Raw genomic sequence first — 18,034 nt, forward strand, 5'->3', positions numbered from 1 at the left:
GTTTTCGCCTGACCTAAGCTTTATTTATTAGCGTTTATTAGCACAAGCTGAAAACGGTGGTCTCTACTAGCGTAGCGCATCTTATCGGCTTATGAAGTCCTTCATTTGACTCGTGTCAGGCCCCCATACAAAAAACGGGCGCCCTGTTAAAGGGCGCCCGTCGTAGGCCTAGCAAGAACGCTTAAGCGTTATCGTGGCCAAGCTCCGCTTGCTCTTGGCGATCCTGGTTCGGATGGCGCTTGCGGTAGAGCCAATCCGAGACCGACGCGATCATGGCGTAGAAGCTGGGAATAAACAGGCTGCCCAGAATCGCCACTGACGCCATACCCATCGCCACTGTGGTACCGATATGGTGGCTACTCACGTCACTTGCGCCGGTCGCCAGCGCCAACGGCAAAGTGCCGAAGATAAACGCCAGCGAGGTCATGACGATTGGCCGGAAGCGCAGCTCTGCGGCGGTAATCGCCGCTTCGCGAATCGACTTACCCTGCTCTTTACGCTGCAGCTCGGCAAACTCGACGATCAAGATAGCGTTCTTCGCCGCCAGGCCAACCACCACCAGCATGCCGATCTGCACGTAGACACTGGTATCCAATCCGCGTAGCACGATACCCGCGATGCCGCCAAGGAAAGCAAAGGGCGTTGCGGTAAGTACCGCCAGCGGCAGCGACCAGCTCTCGTACTGCGCCGCTAGAATCAAGAACACCATCAGAATACCGAACACAATCGCAAGTGTTGCGGTATTACCCAGGTTGGACTCCTGATACGCCGTTCCGGTCCAGCCCATGCCCCAGTTATCGCCCAGCGTCTCTTGCACCACTTCTTCCATGGCCTCGATGGCTTGGGCCGAGCTGTAGCCCGGTGCCGGGTTACCCTGGAACTGGGCCCCCGCGTAGACCCCAAACCGTGACACCACCGCAGGCCCCGTTTGGCGCTCAAGGGTCACGAACTCAGAGAGCGGGATACGCTCGCCATTACCGCCGCGCACGTAGACGTTGTTGACGTCTTCCGGCGTTTTACGGAACTCGTCTTCGTTCTGCAAGTACACCTGGAAGTTACGGTTTTGGTAGCTGAAGTAGTTCACGAACCCGTTACCAAAGGTGTTCGCCAGCGCCGAATTGATATTCTCAAGCGCGACGCCGTAGCTGAGCGCTTTTTGCTGGTCGATCTCCGCCCGGTAAGAGGGCACGTTCACGTTAAACGTACTGAACACTCGGTTAAGCACAGGGTGCTGATTCGCGGCCTGCATGATTTTCAGCGAAGCTTCATACAGCTCACGGGTGGAGGCACCATCGAACGACTGCAGGTAACCGGTGAAACCACCCGTGGTGGATAGCCCCATGATCGGCGGCACGTTGAAGGCCATCGCCGAACCGCCATCGATACTGGCACCCAGCTGCATGATGCGGCCAACCAGCTCATTGGCAGTGAGCTCACGCTCCGCCCATGGCTTCATGTTGATGAACATGATGCCGCGTGCGGTATTCACCGCGCTGGACAGAATGTCATAGCCCGCCACCGCAGAAGAGTACTCGACCCCTGGAATCGCTTCGATCTGCTCGCTCAGCTCCGCCATGTATGCCTGGGTACGGCTCAGCGAGGCAGCATCCGGCAAGGAGATACTCGCCAGCACGATCCCCTGGTCGGTCTCGGGCACCAGTGTCGAGGGCGTATTGGCATACAGCCAATAAGAGCCCGCCCCTACTGCCACAGTCAGCGCCAGCGCCAGCACCCAGAAGCGCACCAGCTTCTTCACGAACCACATGTAGAGCGCCGTGAAGCCTGCGAAGAAACGATCGAACAGGCGCAGCGGCGTGGTAATCGCACGCTTGAAAGCGGACTGACGGGTCTTGTGCAGGTTGTGCTTGATGAAGATCGCGGACAGCGCCGGGGTGAAGGTCAGTGCCATCAGCGCCGACAACGCCACCGAGATCGCCACGGTAATCGCGAACTGCTGGTAGATCTGGCCCGTGAAGCCGCCCATGAAGGCGACCGGCACGAACACCGCCGCCATGATCAACGACGTGGCGATGACCGGCCCACCGACCTCTTTCATGGCGCGAATGGTGGCATCGCGAACGCTGATATCGTCCTCTTCGCTGAGCACCCGCTCGACGTTCTCCACCACCAGAATCGCGTCATCCACCACGATACCGATCGACAGCACCAGCGCGAACAGCGTCAACAGGTTGATCGAGAAATCGAACAGATAGAAGCCCGCAAAGGTACCAATCACCGACACCGGCACCACCGACATCGCGATGACGGTAAAGCGCCAGTTCTGCAGGAAGATAAACAGAATCACGATAACGATCAGGAACGCTTCGATGAACGTCTTGAGCACCGTCTCGACGGACGCATCGATGAACAGCGTCGTATCGTAAGGCGTCACGTACTCGAGCCCCGGCGGGAAGCGTTCAGCCAGATCTTCCATGGTCGCCCGAACCGAGTTGGCCGTCTCCAGCGCGTTGGCGCCCGGCTGCTGGTTGATGATGATGGGCGTCATGGTCGCGCCGTTCAACCGCGCATCCACGCCGTAGAAAGAGGCGCCCAGCTCGATCCGCGCCACGTCTTCCAGGCGCAGTGAAGAGCCATCGGCATTGGTGCGCAGGAAGATGTTACGGAAATCATCCGGGCTGGAAAGACGCCCGCCAGCGGTAATGGTGTAGGTATAGGCACGCGGCTCGCTCTGGGGCGTCGCGGCAAGATTACCGGCCGGAATTTCGGTGTTCTGAGCGCGAATGGCACTGGCCACTTCGCTCGGGGTCAGGTCGTACTGGGCCAGCTTGTCGGGATCCATCCATATCCGCATGGCAAACTCGCCGCCCCCCAGCACCTCGGCGTTGCCCACCCCAGGCACCTGGCGCAGCTCATCGAGAATGTTGAGCGTGGCATAGTTCTGCATGTAGACGTTGTTGTAGTCACCGCTGGGCGAGGTCAGCGCCACCAGCATCAGAATGGAGTCGGAACGCAGCTCCACGGTGACACCCTGAGACTGAACGGCCTCTGGCAACTGGGACAGGGCCCCCTGCACGCGGTTGTTAACGTTGATCGTGTTGATATCACCATCGGTGCCGATGTTGAACGCCACGCTCAGGCTCATGGTGCCATTATCGGCGCTGTTGGAGGTCATGTACAGCATGTCCTCCACGCCGTTGATGGCTTCCGCCAGGGGCGCGGCCACGGTTTGTGCCACGGTCTCCGCATCGGCACCGGGGAACTGCGCCTGTACCGAGACCGTAGGCGGCACCACGCTGGGATACTGCTCGATGGGCAATATCCGCATCGCCATCGCGCCTACCAGCGTCAGGATAATCGCCAGCACCGTGGCGAATATCGGACGACTGATAAAGAAGTTAGAGAAATTCATTATTGGGCACCCTCTTCCCCTTCCGCGGGCGCATCACCGGCGCCTTCGGACATCTCGGCAGCCGCTTCGGCCTGCTCCTGCTGCTCCTGCGCTTCGGCTTCTTCCACGTCATCGACCAGCTGTTCTGCATCGCCATCGAAACGCACCGGGTCGATCTCCATGCCCGGCTCGATACCCGCCGGGTCACCTACCACAACGCGCTCGCCAGGCTCCAGGCCATCCAGGATGATCTGCCAGGGACCAGCCACATCGCCCAGTTGAACCGTCCGCTCACGCGCCTTGCTTTCGTCGTCCAGCACGAAGACACGAGGGCCCATCAACCCTTGGGTAACGGCAATTTCAGGCACCGCCATGACGTCGAAGCGCTTCAGGCCTTCAAGGCGTACGCGCACGAACTGGCCCGGCAGTACTTCCCCGTCAGGGTTGTCGAACGTGGCCGATGCTTGCACCGTACTGGTGCCGGTATCCACGCGGGAACCGAGGAAATTCAGGCGGCCCGCCAGCTCACCACCGGCGCTACCCGCTAACCCGGGCACGCTGAGATGGGCGGTAATGGAGGACATGTCACCGGCGCTGTCGGCCAGCTGACGACGCAGCTCGAAGGCATCACGCTGGGGTAGCTGAAAGCGCACTTCCAGCGGATCCAGAGGCGTGATCGTGGCAAGCTCGGTGCCCGACGTCACCAAGTTGCCCACGTTGATCTGGCTCAAGCTGATCATGCCCGACACGGGCGCGGTGACGTTGGAGTATCCCAGGTCCAGATTGGCACTGGTGAGTGCGGCTTCCGCCTGTGCCACGCTGGCCTGCGCGACCCGCTGCTCTGCCAGCGCCTGGTCGTACTGCTGGCGGCTGACCGAGTTCTGGCTCAGCAGCTGCTCGAAACGCTGCGCATCCCGCTGGGCGCGTGCCAGCTCTGCCCGGGCGCTCTGCAGGTCTGCTTCACGCTGGTTCACCGTGGCCTGGTACAAGTCCGGCTCGATGGTGTAGAGGCGATCTCCCTCCTCGACCATTTGCCCGGGTTCGAAGTGGCGCTCTTCCAAAAAGCCGCTGACGCGTGCCACGAGCGTCACTTCAATATCGCTGCGCAACAGCGAGGGGTAGGATTTATCCAGCGGTATGTCCCGACGCGCTATCTCAGTGACCTCCACCGGGTGGGGCGGCGCTTCCTGCTGCTGGCTTTGCTGCTCCTGTGGCTGCTCCTGTCCACACGCCGTGAGCGCTAACGCGGCGATCAGCGTCACTAGACTCGCTCTACCTAAGTGAATCACTCTTTTCATGCGTCGAATTCCCATTCATTTTTCTAAACATTGACTGATCGCCAAGAAGGCATGCACAGCGTACGTCAAGCACCTGGAGTGGGCGGTGCACCAATATCCATTGCACGCTGATACGCGTCGGGCTCATTGCTTTCCGGTAGGATAAAGTGGATGTCCTCGCCGGTGAGCCACGCGTTCACTTCTTCGATGGCCTCGACATCGAGCAGCCCTGCCTGCTGACGCAGCGACAGCAGATTCACGACATAGTCGTAACGCGCCTCGGCATAATTGGCGATGGCGTTATAGAGGCTTTGCTCGGCATTGAGCACGTCGACGATATTGCGCGTACCCACTTCGTAACCCGCGCGGGTCGCTTCCAGGGCGCTGCGGTTGGACACGATGGCCTGCTGGCGCGCTTCGACCGTTTCGACGTTGTTGCTGACCTGGGTATAGAGCGAGCGAACCTGTTGAATCGTAGTGCGGCGCTGAGACTCGAAGTCGTACTGGCTGCTCTCCAATTGGAAAGTGCCTTGTCGAATGCTGGCGCTGGTGCTGCCACCGGTATAGATCGGCACGTTTGCAGACACACCTGCAGACACACCGACCTGAGCGGAGGTCACGTAACCGCTGACCAGCTCGCTATCGCTGTCAGCGTACTGATAGTTGGCAAACGCTTGTACTGTGGGCAGGCGGCCAGCACGCGCCAGCTCGACACCCACGCGGGACACTTCAATACCCGCCTGCTGGGCGAGCACCTGGGGGTTACGCTCAATGGCTTGCTCAACCCAGTAGTTACGATCGGTGGGAGAAGGCACCGCGATGGGCATGCTGTCACCGAGCGCCTCGATGCTGGCATAGCGCTGGCCGGTAAGTTGCTCCAACACCTCAAAGGCTACCTGGAGGTTGCTCTCTGCGGCAATACGGTCCGCCCGGGACTGGTCGAAGCTCGCCCGCGCCTCTTCCACCTCGGTGATCGCAATCAAGCCCACCTCAAACTGCTCACGAGCCTGCTCCAACTGGCGTCCGATGGCACGCTCTTGGGCTAGCCGTGCTTCCAACACTTCATAGGCACGCAAGATATCGAAGTAGGCGCTGGCCACATCAATCAGCAGCTGCTGTTCGGTGGCAGCCAGCAAATAAACCTGTTGATCAATCTGGCGCTCTGCCTGAGTTACTTCCTGGCGCGTCACGGCATTGAACAGCGCTTGCGTGGCTTCCAGCGTTAATGAAACGGTGTTGTAGCTGTCATCACCACCACCTGCGCCTGTGTTACGGGCAGCCCCCTGGCTCTCAAACTGCTCGTTATGCGTGGCGCTACCGGAGGCATTCACCTGGGGCAGCAACCCACCCCGCGCTACGTCTCGCGCCGCTTCTACACCGGAAAACTCTGACCGGGCTGATGCCAATGCCGCATTGTTGTTCAGCGCATCACGGGTGATGGTCACAAGATCCGCCGCTTGAGCTGGCAGGATAAAAGAAGACGTGAGCACTGCTAACAACAGGGGGCGAAAGGGGGCATTGACTGCCCAGTGTGCTAGTCGCATGGGATTGCCTCTAGGTGTCAACGTAAGACGGCGCAGCACGGCACCATTATGAAAGAGTGGCATTATAGTTACATTCATGTATGTATGCTAGACTTGAAGTTGCCTGATTTGTGTGTACAACACTGATGTCAAGCGGATCCTTCCTTACCTTAGTCCAAAGCATCGTTGGTGGGCGCACTTTTGCGACCACGCTGGCGATATTGCCGCGGATCGACGCCCCATTTCTGTAGCCGTGAGGTCAGCGTCGTCGGTTTCATCCCTAACAGTTCCGCCGCCCCTCCCGCCCCAGACACCTTTCCGTTTGCGGCTTTCAACGCTTTTAGTGCATTGCACCGCTGCTGATGGCACAGCGCTTGCTCGGTGAGCAGGTGGTCGGGCAACTCGCTACTATCGTGCGACGTTTCGTTGAACGCCGTGTGACGAGATAGTGGCTCTACCAACAAAAGGTCATCGAAAGAGAGCCGCTGATCTTGCGTCACGATTACCTGACGCTCGATGACGTTCTCCAACTCGCGAATATTGCCGGGCCAGGGATAACGCGTGAGGACATCAAGTTGCGCAGGCGGTATTCGTACCCCAGGTTTGTTGAACTTCAGGCAGGCGCGATGTAAGAAGTGGCGGGCCAGCAGCGGCACGTCTTCGATGCGTTTGCGCAGTGGAACGGAGTCGATGGGAAAGACGTTCAATCGGAAGTAGAGATCTTCGCGAAACTGCCCGGCATCGATCATCTCTTTTAACTCACGATTGGTCGCCGCAATCACCCGCACATCCACTTCGCGGGTACGATTATCCCCCACCCGCTCGAACTGCTGATCCTGCAATACGCGCAGCAGCTTGCTCTGCAGTTCTAATGGGATTTCCCCTACTTCATCCAGGAACAGCGTGCCGCCATGGGCCAATTCAAAGCGTCCCGGACGGTCCTGCACCGCGCCGGTAAAAGCGCCTTTCACGTGACCGAAGAACTCACTCTCGAAGAGGTCACGGGGAATCGCGGCACAGTTCACGCGGATCAACGGCCGGTCGCTGCGAGTACTACCTGCGTGAATTGCCCGGGCAATCAGTTCTTTGCCAGTACCTGACTCGCCGCTAATCAGCACGTTAGCGCTGGTCGGCGCGACCATGGCAATCTGCTGAGTCAGCTTGGCCACCGCCGGGCTGTTGCCGACGATATTGCGGTGGTTCACTTCGGCCTTAATCTCTTCTTGCAGGTACTGGTTCTCAAGTTCCAACCGGCGTTTGAGCGACTCCACCTCTTCCAGCGCATCGCGCAGCTGCTGTTCGGCGCGCTTACGCTCGCGAATATCGCGAAACAGGACCACCGCTCCCACTAATCGGCCCATTTCAAAAATCGGTGTGCTGGTGTACTCCACGGGAATGGCCTCGCCATTTTTATGCCAGAACACTTCGTCATCCACATGGTGCACCTGGCCATCGCTAAACGAGGCGTGAATAGGGCACTGCTGTACCGGAAAGTGGCTACCATCGGCGTGGGTGTGGTGAAACATTAAATGCGCATCATGACCCACCATATCCTCGGTGCTCCAGCCGAGAATGCGCTCAGCGGCTGGATTAACGAAGGTCGTTTTACCCTCCGCATCCAAGCCGTAAATACCCTCCCCGGCGGCGCTTAGAATCAGCTGGTTCTGCTTTTCGATTCGCTCGAACACCTGCTCGACTCGCTGCCAACCCACCTCCCCCTGGCGGTGCTGGCGGCTAAGCTCCGCCTTAGCGCGGCGCTGCTCGGCTTTATTGCGATCAATCACCGTCAGCAACAGCTTTGAGGAGTCGTGTAAGCGTTTCCCATAGACCTCAACATGGCGAGGCTGGCGCACGCTATCCAGCAGCACCAAATCATCCGACCATCCTTGGCCGGTGGTCAGCACCTCATCGGTAAAGCTGACCCATAGCGGCAATGAAGCGCTTAAACGGTGGCTAAAAGGGGTCGTAAGCGGCTGCTCATGAATCAGCAGCAGTTGGCACGCCGCTGTATTAGCGTCAATTAACCGGTCGCTGAGCGGGTCAATAATCACCATGGCCAGCGGCGTGTGGTGCGCCATCAGCGTTAAGGTCGGGTGAGCATCATCTTTCAGGGTGGCAGCGTGCATCGCAGGCTCCTCATTTGCCAGCAGGATGTCGCTTACTCCATACAAACAACGGGCCAATCACGAACTTTCGTTATTTAAACAACGAAATATCGTTATTAACGAAATTTCGTGAGTTTTTGCTATTCAAAAAATGCCGCCAACCAAAATAGTAAACATTTGATTTTATGCAATTAAATCCAAAACAAGACGTTATGGCACGTAAGTCGCTATCTACTAAGTAGCGCCCAGCTCTCCTCCGGCGCAACACCACTCTGCTGACCGATGCTAATCATGATGTAAAGCGACAGGATCAGCGCACCCGACGCAATGGTGGCGTAGCGCTGACCGATGGCACCCAGCATGATCAGCACAAAGGTCGCCACGCCCAGACCCAGGGCAAACAGCCACGGCCAGGGAAACAGCCAGTGCACGATCAACGAGGCAGCGCTGAAACAGAGCAGGGTCACGATCAGCGAGCGGAGCCGCGCAGGCTGTAAGCGAACTTGTCCAGCGTCCACAAACGCCGCAGCGAAAGCGAAAGCGAAATAAAGCCCACACGTATCGTTGAGTGACCACGGCCATTCTATCCGATAGCAGCCTTATGTAGCGGGCGGTTCGGCCAGTAATTAAGGACAGGTGACAGCACGGCGCTATGAGCAAGCGCAAAAAGCCCGGCGGTCAAACCGACGCCGGGCAAAAATGGGATCGAAATCAGCGCAGTCGGTTAGAACTTGAACGCGACGCCTACCTGGAAAAGGCTTTCAGTCGGATCGTAGGTCAGGGTACCGCCGAACCCATCATCAAATGATTCGCTGGAGTAGTCGGTGTAGGACCAATCCAGGCGTAGCGCAACGTTTTCGGCGACTGCGGTCTCCATGCCTACGCCAACACGAACGCCACCGAACGTTTTGCTCTCACTTTCAGAGAAGGATGGGACTCCGATGCCGCTTTCGCTATATGTTGCTTCAAACTTGGTCCACTGATAACCCAAACGACCGTAGACGCTGGTGGCGTCGGTAATGTTGTAACCGGCCAAAGCGGCGAGACCATAGGTCTGCTTGGCTTCAACCTCAGCGGAAGAACTGAAGCCTCCACTACTGTAACTCTCACCGCCATCAGCGTTGCTATAACCGAAGTTGAGCTCAGGAGCCAAATAGAATTCAGGGGTAATATCGAATTTAGCACCAGCAAAAATGCCACCCGCCAGTCCAGTACCAGAATAGTCTGTGGACACAGAGCTCCAGTTATTTGAAGATGTTTCTTCCACATCAATATTTTGGTAACCGGCTTGAGCACCGGCATAGAACTGCGGAGCCGCCATGGCAGCGGAAGAGGCACCGGCTAGAAACGCGGCGGAGGTCAGAAGAGCGAGCTTATGCTTGATGCTTGATGCTTGATGCTTGATGCTTGATGCTTGATGCTTGATGCTTTCATTTTTAGTTCCCTAGTGTACTGAAATACATAAATACAAACCCTTGATGGGAGCCAGCATTATAATTTTAATTAGAGTTATAGTCAAACTTGGTGGATGGCGGTCAGGCGACAGTCCTGTCTGACTGATCGGTTACCTGCTCTCCATCCTGAAACCGGACGTTGTTCACGACCAGTTCCAGCTTGCTGAACCCCTTGATGCGCTTCCAGCGCTTCTCGGCGCTCTGGAGCAGTTTGAAGACCATCGCCAGGGTCGTCGCTCGGGAGCCGCAGTTCCGGCTCCGCTTGCTCCGCAGGCGCACCGTGGCGAAGGTCGACTCGATCGGGTTGGTGGTGCGGATATGCACCCAGTGCTCTGCCGGGTAGTCGTAGAACGCCAGCAGCTCGTCTCGATCCTTGGCCAGGCACGCCATCGCCTTGGGGTACTTGGCCTCGAAGCGCTTCAGCGTGCGATCAAAGGCCTTGTGCGCATCAAAGCGGGTCTCGGCCATCCAGATGTCATGGAGGTCGGCCTTGACCTTGGGCTGTACCGGCTTCGGCAGCTTGTTCAGCACGTTAGCGGTCTTGTGGACCCAGCAGCGCTGATGGTCGGTCTCTGGGTAGATCTTGCTCAAGGCCGCCCAGAACCCCATGCACCGTCGCCTACCGCCAGCGTGGGAGCCTGGGTCAGACCACGCTCTCGCAGACCTGTCAGCAGGGTCTCCCAGCTGTCCGCCGACTCGCGGAAGTCGTCCTCGACGGCCACCAGCTCCTTGCGGCCCTGCTCGGTGACCCCGATGATCACCAGCAGGCACAGGCGGTCATCCAGACGTACGTTGCTGTAGACTCCGTCGGCCCACCAGTAGACGTAGCGACGGTCGGCCAGGTCTCGCTTTCGCCACTCGGCATGCTCGTCTTTCCACTGCTTCTTGAGCCGCGACACCGTGTTGGCTGACAACCCCTTGGCCTGGTCGCCCAGCAGCGCCGCCAGGGCTTCCTGGTAGTCGCCGGTGGAGATTCCCTTCAGGTAGAGCCTGGGGATCAGCTCCTCGATGCTGCGGGCCCGCTTCAGGTAGGGGGGCAGCAGGCTGCTATTAAAGCGAGCGCCTCCACCGCTGCGGTCTCGCACCTTGGGCACCTGCACGCTGACATCCCCGATGCCAGTCTGGACCGTACGCTCGGGCAGGTACCCGTTGCGGACCACGGCCTGGCGTCCATCGTCGAGCCGCTGATCGGCATACTGCGCCAAGAAGGTAGCCAGTTCGGCCTCGACAGCCTTGGCAATCAAGTCACGGGCACCTTGGCGCAGCAGCTCGTGCAGCGGGTCAGCGACCTGAGGTTCTGGTTGTGAAAGAGCCCGGAGGGTAGAATCGGTCATGGCGTATCCACTCTGTTGGTTGAGATCCTGGTCGTGATCAATCAACAGGATACGCCACCCTTCCTACCTCCCCCCATACACCAGACTTGAGCTTAACTCCTGATTCAACCCCGGCATCCCCTGCCACCGAACCCCAAGAAAACCTAGTGAAGTTCACTCCCAAGGAGATCCGTCATGGATAAGCTCGAAATGCGTCATACCCTGCTGGCTGCCAAAGCCCGTAAAAAAATGAGTTGGGACGACATTGCCAGCGCTGTGGGCATGTCACCGGTGTGGGTTGCCTCTGCGTGTTACGGCATGAATAGCGCCAGCGCAGATGTCGCCCATAAGCTTTGCGACGTTCTAGAAGTAGAGAGCGATGTGGCCACCGCGCTCACGGCCTTCCCAACAAAGGCGTGGGATGAAGCCATCCCCCAAGACCCCTTCATCTACCGCCTGTACGAAGTGGTCGGCGTATACGGCGAGACACTGAAAGATGTGGTGCAAGAAAAATTTGGAGACGGCATCATGAGCGCCATCGACTTCACCATGGAAGTGGACAAAATCGAAGACCCCAAGGGCGACCGCGTGCTGCTCACCTTGAACGGCAAGTTCCTGCCTTATAAATCCTGGTGAGCCGCCTGGGTCCACCCCGCCCTGCTGCCACGTCAGCGCCTGTCGATGAGACAGGCGCTGACGTTATGGTGCATAGAGTGAACGGCATTTGCAGCAATGGGTATTAAAGCGAGTGACGCTGCGACAACAGCGCCAGGTAGCGCCGATACGCCTCATGGTACGCATCAGATGTTTGCCAAAGCGTTCAAGCGGCAGGCTAGTCACGCGCCGGGTGATCGAGCAGTCCACCACCTCGCCACGTCGGCAATCGCTTTGAACAAACGCTGCGAGAGCATGGCCTCTTTTTCCGCCAGCGACTCCGCCACCACGGGGGCAGGCAATAAAAAACGCTCACGCAGCGTGCTGCCCAGCGCCATACAGGTGGAAATGGGGTGATCGATATGCACTTTCACCAACCCCTCTTGGCGCGCCAGGGCTAGTAAGCGTTGGACGCCAGGGCGTGAGACGCCAAGCTGAGTGGCAATCTCATCCTGGGTCATGCCGCCCACATAGGACATCCAGGCGGCCCTGGCTGCTTGGTCGAGCTTTACTTCAAACTTATCCATGGAGGGGGTAGCCGCCTTGTCGTTAAAAAAACCTCATCATACAAAGCCTGCGCCAAGACCAGTAGTGTGCTATCCGCTAACATTGGCAGTACAGCGTTACGTCATTACCCAAGGGAGGCCTCTGATTATGTATAAGCTCGCGTTTTTTGTTCCCATTGAAAGTGCTGAAAGCGTTAAAAACGCCGTATTCGAAACCGGCGCGGGGCGGATTGGCGATTACGAACACACCTGCTTTCAAACGCGTGGTACTGGCCAGTTTCGTCCCCTCGATGGTGCAGAGCCACATATTGGTCAGATCGGTAAGCTGGAAACCGTTGAGGAGTTCAAGGTCGAGCTGGTCTGCGCCGACGAGCATATTCAGGCCGCTATTGCCGCGCTCAAACTGGCGCATCCCTATGAAGAAGTCGCCTACGACGTATGGCAGCTTGCCGACCTATAGAACAAGCTAGGCGCTACCCACATAGCGCTCGCGATCTTCAGGCGTGATTTTGCTGATATGCAGCGGATACGCAGCGTTTTCACGGTCGGCAAAATAGTGGCGCAGCGTGCGCTCAATGGTAGGAAAAGCCAGCGCATTCCAAGGGATCTCGTGCTCCTCAAACAGCTCCACTTCCAAGCTCTCTGGCCCGGGGCCAAAGTCACCTATCAAGTCGGCAAGAAAAATCATATACACTTGGTTGATATGCGGTAGATCAATCAGCGTGTATAGACCGCCTAAAGTGACCTCGGCAAACGCCTCTTCCCAGGTTTCCCGCGTGGCGGCCTGCTGGGTGGTCTCAGCGTTTTCCATGTACCCCGCCGGTAGCGTCCAGTACCCTTTTCGAGGGGAGATCGCGCGCTTGCAGAGCAGTACTTTGGAGCCGCTCACCGGCAGCGTACCCGCCACGATACGGGGGTTTTGGTAGTGGATCGTGCCGCAGCCGTCGCACAGGTAGCGGGGGCGGTCGTCCCCCTCGGGAACGGCAAACCGGACTTTCTCACCACACTGACTACAAAAGTTCATCGCGTTTTCTCTACGGCTGGTGGGTCGAGGCATCAACGTGCTTGACGATGATCACCGTGGCTGGGTAAAAGAGAGCAAAGTAAAGAGACACCTATGTTAGAGAAACTGCGCAAACGGCTGCAACAGCATACCCCTCAACGGCTAGACCACATAGCGCTGCCGGAGGCGGCCGTGCTTATGCCCATCGTCGAGCGTCCTGCTCCTACCCTGCTGTTCACACGCCGGGCCAGCCACTTGACGACCCACCGAGGTCAGGTCGCTTTTCCAGGCGGCAAACGCGAACCGGACGATGCCGACCTATACGCCACCGCCTTGAGAGAAGCAGAAGAAGAGATTGCGCTGGCGCCTGGCCAAGTGCAACCGCTCGGGCGACTGTCGGATGTGATTTCGCTTCACGGCATTCGCGTGACGCCCTGGGTGGGTATTATTCCACCGGATCTACCGCTGGTGGCAGACCCAGCGGAGCTGGACGCTATTTTTGAAGTCCCGCTCAGCCACTTTTTAGACGACCAGCGCACCCATACCGATGTGATTACCGTCGATGGCGTCGCCCACTATGTGCCCAGCTATCACGTCGATGGTCACGTGATTTGGGGATTATCTGCCATGATGTTGGTGGAGCTGTTGGCCGAGGGTTTTGGAATGGAGATTGACCTTTATCAGCGCCCGCCCGGCGCCCTACGCCACTACCCCGAACGACGCACCCCCACAAGCAGTCGCTCGGCCAAAGCCGAACGCGCGCCCGTTACGAGAATCACGAAATGATCGCTTTATCTGAACTGGACTCTCCCGCCCTTGACCCGCAAGCCCATTTGGAGCTGGTCGACGCGCTGGTGGAACAAGGTTGGTATGTGGGGAAAGGGGTGATCGACTCGGCTCTGTGTCAAGCGCTGCACCGCGAGATCCACCACCTCGCCGAACACGACGCGCTGGATGAGGCTGGCATTGGCCGAGGCCAGCAGCACCACTTACGTAAAGATATCCGGGGTGATGCTATCCATTGGCTAGACCGAGAGAGCGACGCTCAGCGCCGATACCTGGATGCTATGGCAGAGCTACAGCAGTCTCTCAACCAAGCGCTATTTCTTGGCCTGTTTGAGTACGAAGCCCACTTTGCTCACTACCCTGCCGGAGCCTTCTACCAGCGCCACTTGGACAGCTTTCGCGGGCGGGCCAACCGCGTGATTTCCACCGTCGGCTATTTGAACCCCGACTGGCCGAGCGACGGCGGCGGTGAAATGGTGATTTATCACCCGGACGACCCAACCCTGGAAGTGGCCCGCGTGGTGCCCGAAGCCGGTACGTTTGCCTGCTTTTTATCGGAAACCATTCCCCACGAAGTGCTACCCACCCGCCAGCCTCGCGCTAGCATTGCGGGCTGGTTCCGCCGCAACGCATCCATGGGCGGCGTATTAGATCCTGCCCGCTAATTTATGAGCAATAAGAGAGAGGCAACCCTAGCAGCAAAATTGGCCACCTTAGAAGCGCGCAACGCCGCACTCGAGGAGGAAAAGCGCCACTATCAGTGGCTGGCCGAGAGCACCACCGACCTGATCTCCCGCCACGCCCGAGACGGCACGTTTTTGTATGCCTCTCAGGCCGCGCGGGAGCTGCTGGGCTATGAACCCGACGAACTCATCGGCGTCTCCGCGTATCAGCTTTTTCACCCAGCGGATTTGAACGACCTGCTCAACAAGTCACCGCGGGTTTACTACCACGACGGTTTCTATCAGCAAACCTACCGTTTCCGCGCCAAAGCGGGCCATTACGTATGGTTTGAAACCACCAGCCGCACCCGGCGGGATACAGAGACCGGCGAATTGATCGATATCCTGTGCGTCTCCCGAGACGTTGGACGTCGTATTGAGGCTGAAGCCACTCGCGAGCGTTTGGCGCAGGTGGTCGAATCCACCACCGACTACGTGCTGTTTTTAGGGCCAAACCAGCAGGTATTCAGCGCTAACGAAGCCGCTCGCCGCTGCTTTGCCTTGCCCAACGAAGCGTCTACTGCACTCAGTGAGCTATACCAAGCCGACTCGCTGCGCTTATTAAATGAGGTGGTATTTCCCGCCGTGGAGCGTTACGGCTCATGGAGCGGTGAGCTGGAGATGCGCACCGCAAGCGGCAGCGTGCCGGTGCTCAGTGTGGTACTGGCCCACCGCAGCCGGGGGGCAGAGCCTGGTCACTTTGCCTTGGTGAATCGCGATATTAGCGCCCGCAAAGCCGCAGAAGCCCAGGCGCGTCGCCACCAAGAGCAGATTGCCCACGCTAACCGGCTAGCTGCCGCAGGCGAACTTGCCTCCAATATCGCCCACGAGCTGAATCAACCCTTAGGCGCCATTGCCAACTACACCAGCGGCGCGTTGCTAAAGTGCCAGCAGCAACCCACGCCCCTCGCCAGCGAGCTTCAACTACCTCTAGAGCGCATCGACGAGCAGGTACAGCGCCTCGCCCAGCGTCTGCGGCATCTGCGCAGCTTCGTCCGAAAGCGTAGCCATCAAGTACGCCCACTGGTGTTGGCTGACGTAGTGACAGCCGCCTGCGGGCTCTGCGACTGGCAGTACCAACAGGCAGCGGTGGGTCTAACGGTAGAGCTTCCCGCTGGGCTGCCGCGGATCTACGGCGACGCGATTGCCTTGGAACAGGTCATCGTTAATTTATTGCTGAATGCGCTGACTGCCAGCCGTCGAGTGGTTGATGCCAAAACAGTGCGCGTCAGCGCACGGCGAAGCGGCCAGCGACAAATCACGCTAAGCGTGGAGGACGAAGGGCCGGGGGTCGACCCGAGGTATCAGCCCATGATTTTTAACGCTTTTTTTACCACCCGTGATGAAGGGCTTGGCATGGGGCTAGCCATTAGCCGCACACTGGTGGAAAGTATGGGAGGCACCCTCTCCCTGCGCACCGACAGCGCTAAAGGTGCCTGTTTTGACGTATTTCTACGCACGGAGACCGACGTTTGATGCCCTCGGCTAATGCGCCTACGACTACCTCTTCGCCCAAGACTAGCGCCATCGCGGTGGTCGATGACGACGACGCGCTTCGGGAATCGCTGGTGTGGCTATTGGAATCGGTAGGGCTCACCTCCCGCGCTTTCGCCAGCGGTGACGCCTTTTTAACCACGGAGCACGAAACCTTTGGCGCGCTACTGCTGGACGTTCGCATGCCGGGTATGAGTGGTCTTCAGGTGCAACAACAGCTCGTTGACCAGGGCAGCCGCCTGCCCCTCATCATGATGACCGGTCACGGCGACGTTCCCATGGCGGTGGCAGCATTGAAGAACGGCGCATTCGACTTTATCGAGAAGCCCTTCAATCATCAGCAGCTCATCGATGTAGTGCAGCAAGCACTCAGCCATACCGAACAGCAGCATCAACAGACCCAGGCACTGGCACGATTACAAACAGAGTTCGACGCCCTGCGCCCCAAAGAGCAGCGCATCGTGCAGCATGTTGCAGAGGGCATGACCAGCCGTGAAATCGCCGATCACATGGGCATCAGCGCCAAAACCGTCGAGGTGTATCGACTGCGGGCGATGAAGGCGATGGGAGCGGCCAATGTGGCCGCCTTAGTGCGTCAGGCGGTAGCGCTCTCGCTGGTCCCCGCGTTGCCGCCTGATGCCGAGTGAACATTGGTTAGCTAAGTGGCACGATCTGGCCGCTGGCTTCTTCCAACACGCGGCTCACCTGCTCGTAGTTGGCACGACCTTCCCCTTTATGCTCTTCGATCAGGCTCACCACGTTCAACAGCGTTTCCATGCCAAAGGCCTGCTCATCGGTCGCCGTGAACGCCTGAATGTAGGCCTCGCCGTCGGCTCCCCACCCCAGCTTGATCGGCGCATCGATGATGTTCACTTGGGTGCCCACTGGCACACGCCAGAAGACTGACTCAATATCCTCGGGGTGCATGCGAATACAGCCGCGACTGGCGCGCATACCAATCCCGTCAGGTTGATTGGTGCCATGAATCAGATAACCGGGAATATCCAACAAAATGGCATATTGACCCAGCGGGTTATCCGGTCCAGGCGGTACGACCGCAGGCGGCGGGTCACCACGCTCGGCGGCCTCGCGGCGGATCGACTCAGGCGGGTACCATGCCGGATTTTCCAAGCGCATGGTGGTTTCGGTGATACCCAACGGCGTATTGTAGGCATCGCGGCCAATGCCGATGGGATAGGTTTCGACACGGGGAGCATGGCCATCTTCGGCCTCGGGGTAGTAATACATGCGCAGCTCGGCAACGTTGATCACGATACCAGTGCGAGGCTCGTCAGGAAGGATGAACTGCCCCGGAATGGTGACCTCGGTGCCTTCGCCAGGCACCCACAGACTCACGTCCGGGTTAGCCATGCGGATCTCTTCGTAGCCCACGTTATGCGCTCGGGCAATATCCAGCAGCGTGTCCTCTTCACTCGCAGTGACGGTATACACTTCGCCCACCATATTGCCCGACTCGGGCAGTAAAAAATGGCCTTTCGGCAGCTCAGTATCGTTGGCGATCGCGCTGGCTGTCATCAGCCAAGCGCCTAATGCCACAACACCGCCAGCCAAGCGCTGTTTCAATGGCTGAAACAGCCATGAAGGGTCTGTCAGGGTCATTGGAAAATCTCTCTCTATGTCGCTATCGCTCTACGGCGATCTTGATGACGATGAAAATGAATATGCACAGCCATAGGCAGCGGGTCAATTCGCCAGACTGTCGCAGCCGTTTAACCTTTATCTAGCATTTTCTTGATAACGATGATCTTCGCACCGAGCTCGACACCGAGATGAACAATAGCGAAGACAACGCTAACGAGATGCGCGACACAGAGCTAAGCAGTACTT

General features: G+C 58.3%; 14 protein-coding genes and 2 pseudogenes. 6 read left to right on the forward strand and 10 right to left on the reverse strand.

What is annotated here, in order from left to right; all coding sequences use genetic code 11:
• Positions 1 to 181: 181 nt before the first annotated feature.
• The 7 genes and pseudogenes from L1249_RS04805 to L1249_RS04835 form a co-directional block, all read right to left on the reverse strand.
• Complete coding sequence (locus L1249_RS04805) at positions 182 to 3,370, reverse strand: efflux RND transporter permease subunit (protein WP_172416009.1); 3,189 nt, start codon at positions 3,368 to 3,370, stop codon at positions 182 to 184.
• The gene (locus tag L1249_RS04810; protein WP_172416008.1) at positions 3,370 to 4,647 is read right to left on the reverse strand and encodes an efflux RND transporter periplasmic adaptor subunit; all 1,278 of its coding nucleotides are present in this window, start codon (positions 4,645 to 4,647) and stop codon (positions 3,370 to 3,372) included. Before L1249_RS04810 ends, L1249_RS04805 begins: the two co-directional genes overlap by 1 nt.
• A gap of 65 nt (positions 4,648 to 4,712) precedes the next feature.
• The gene (locus tag L1249_RS04815) at positions 4,713 to 6,170 is read right to left on the reverse strand and encodes a TolC family outer membrane protein (protein WP_172416007.1); all 1,458 of its coding nucleotides are present in this window, start codon (positions 6,168 to 6,170) and stop codon (positions 4,713 to 4,715) included.
• Between the two features lie 149 nt (positions 6,171 to 6,319).
• The gene (locus L1249_RS04820) at positions 6,320 to 8,275 is read right to left on the reverse strand and encodes a sigma 54-interacting transcriptional regulator (RefSeq protein ID WP_137093217.1); all 1,956 of its coding nucleotides are present in this window, start codon (positions 8,273 to 8,275) and stop codon (positions 6,320 to 6,322) included.
• A gap of 242 nt (positions 8,276 to 8,517) precedes the next feature.
• Positions 8,518 to 8,801, reverse strand: a pseudogene (locus L1249_RS04825) (FUSC family membrane protein); the annotation flags it as partial.
• Between the two features lie 177 nt (positions 8,802 to 8,978).
• Positions 8,979 to 9,680 (reverse strand): outer membrane protein, encoded by a 702-nt coding sequence (locus L1249_RS04830; protein WP_323133902.1) that lies wholly within the window; start codon positions 9,678 to 9,680, stop codon positions 8,979 to 8,981.
• Positions 9,681 to 9,789: 109 nt separating this feature from the next.
• Positions 9,790 to 11,042: pseudogene (locus L1249_RS04835) on the reverse strand (IS256 family transposase).
• Between the two features lie 174 nt (positions 11,043 to 11,216).
• Between L1249_RS04835 and cynS the strand changes: the two are divergent.
• Positions 11,217 to 11,657, forward strand: coding sequence for a cyanase (gene cynS / locus L1249_RS04840; protein ID WP_044627896.1), 441 nt, complete (start codon positions 11,217 to 11,219; stop codon positions 11,655 to 11,657).
• Positions 11,658 to 11,857: 200 nt separating this feature from the next.
• Here cynS and L1249_RS04845 read toward each other — a convergent pair whose 3' ends face one another.
• Positions 11,858 to 12,202, reverse strand: coding sequence for a sigma factor-like helix-turn-helix DNA-binding protein (locus L1249_RS04845; protein ID WP_052509898.1), 345 nt, complete (start codon positions 12,200 to 12,202; stop codon positions 11,858 to 11,860).
• A 127-nt stretch (positions 12,203 to 12,329) separates the two neighbouring features.
• On the opposite strand from L1249_RS04845, the gene L1249_RS04850 reads away from it, so the two are divergent.
• Complete coding sequence (locus L1249_RS04850; RefSeq protein WP_044627897.1) at positions 12,330 to 12,641, forward strand: NGG1p interacting factor 3 protein, NIF3; 312 nt, start codon at positions 12,330 to 12,332, stop codon at positions 12,639 to 12,641.
• A 6-nt stretch (positions 12,642 to 12,647) separates the two neighbouring features.
• Here L1249_RS04850 and L1249_RS04855 read toward each other — a convergent pair whose 3' ends face one another.
• Positions 12,648 to 13,205, reverse strand: coding sequence for an NUDIX hydrolase (locus L1249_RS04855; protein WP_044627898.1), 558 nt, complete (start codon positions 13,203 to 13,205; stop codon positions 12,648 to 12,650).
• 93 nt (positions 13,206 to 13,298) lie between these two features.
• On the opposite strand from L1249_RS04855, the gene L1249_RS04860 reads away from it, so the two are divergent.
• The 4 genes from L1249_RS04860 to L1249_RS04875 are packed head-to-tail and all read left to right on the forward strand — an operon-like array spanning position 13,299 to position 16,833.
• Positions 13,299 to 13,970 carry a CoA pyrophosphatase gene (locus L1249_RS04860; RefSeq protein ID WP_228168530.1) on the forward strand — a complete coding sequence of 224 codons (672 nt, stop codon included), beginning with the start codon at positions 13,299 to 13,301 and terminating at the stop codon, positions 13,968 to 13,970.
• Positions 13,967 to 14,635: a 2OG-Fe(II) oxygenase gene (locus L1249_RS04865; protein WP_044627900.1), complete on the forward strand. Its 669-nt coding sequence runs from the start codon at positions 13,967 to 13,969 to the stop codon at positions 14,633 to 14,635. The genes L1249_RS04860 and L1249_RS04865 overlap by 4 nt, the downstream gene beginning before the upstream one ends.
• A gap of 3 nt (positions 14,636 to 14,638) precedes the next feature.
• Positions 14,639 to 16,168: a PAS domain-containing sensor histidine kinase gene (locus L1249_RS04870; protein WP_044627901.1), complete on the forward strand. Its 1,530-nt coding sequence runs from the start codon at positions 14,639 to 14,641 to the stop codon at positions 16,166 to 16,168.
• Positions 16,168 to 16,833: a response regulator transcription factor gene (locus L1249_RS04875; RefSeq protein ID WP_044627902.1), complete on the forward strand. Its 666-nt coding sequence runs from the start codon at positions 16,168 to 16,170 to the stop codon at positions 16,831 to 16,833. The genes L1249_RS04870 and L1249_RS04875 overlap by 1 nt, the downstream gene beginning before the upstream one ends.
• Before the next feature lie 7 nt (positions 16,834 to 16,840).
• On the opposite strand, the gene L1249_RS04880 is transcribed toward L1249_RS04875, so the two are convergent.
• The gene (locus tag L1249_RS04880; protein WP_044627903.1) at positions 16,841 to 17,806 is read right to left on the reverse strand and encodes a L,D-transpeptidase family protein; all 966 of its coding nucleotides are present in this window, start codon (positions 17,804 to 17,806) and stop codon (positions 16,841 to 16,843) included.
• Positions 17,807 to 18,034: the final 228 nt, after the last annotated feature.

It is taken from the genome of Halomonas sp. Cn5-12 (assembly GCF_021532545.1).
Taxonomy (GTDB): Bacteria; Pseudomonadota; Gammaproteobacteria; order Pseudomonadales; family Halomonadaceae; genus Vreelandella; species Vreelandella aquamarina.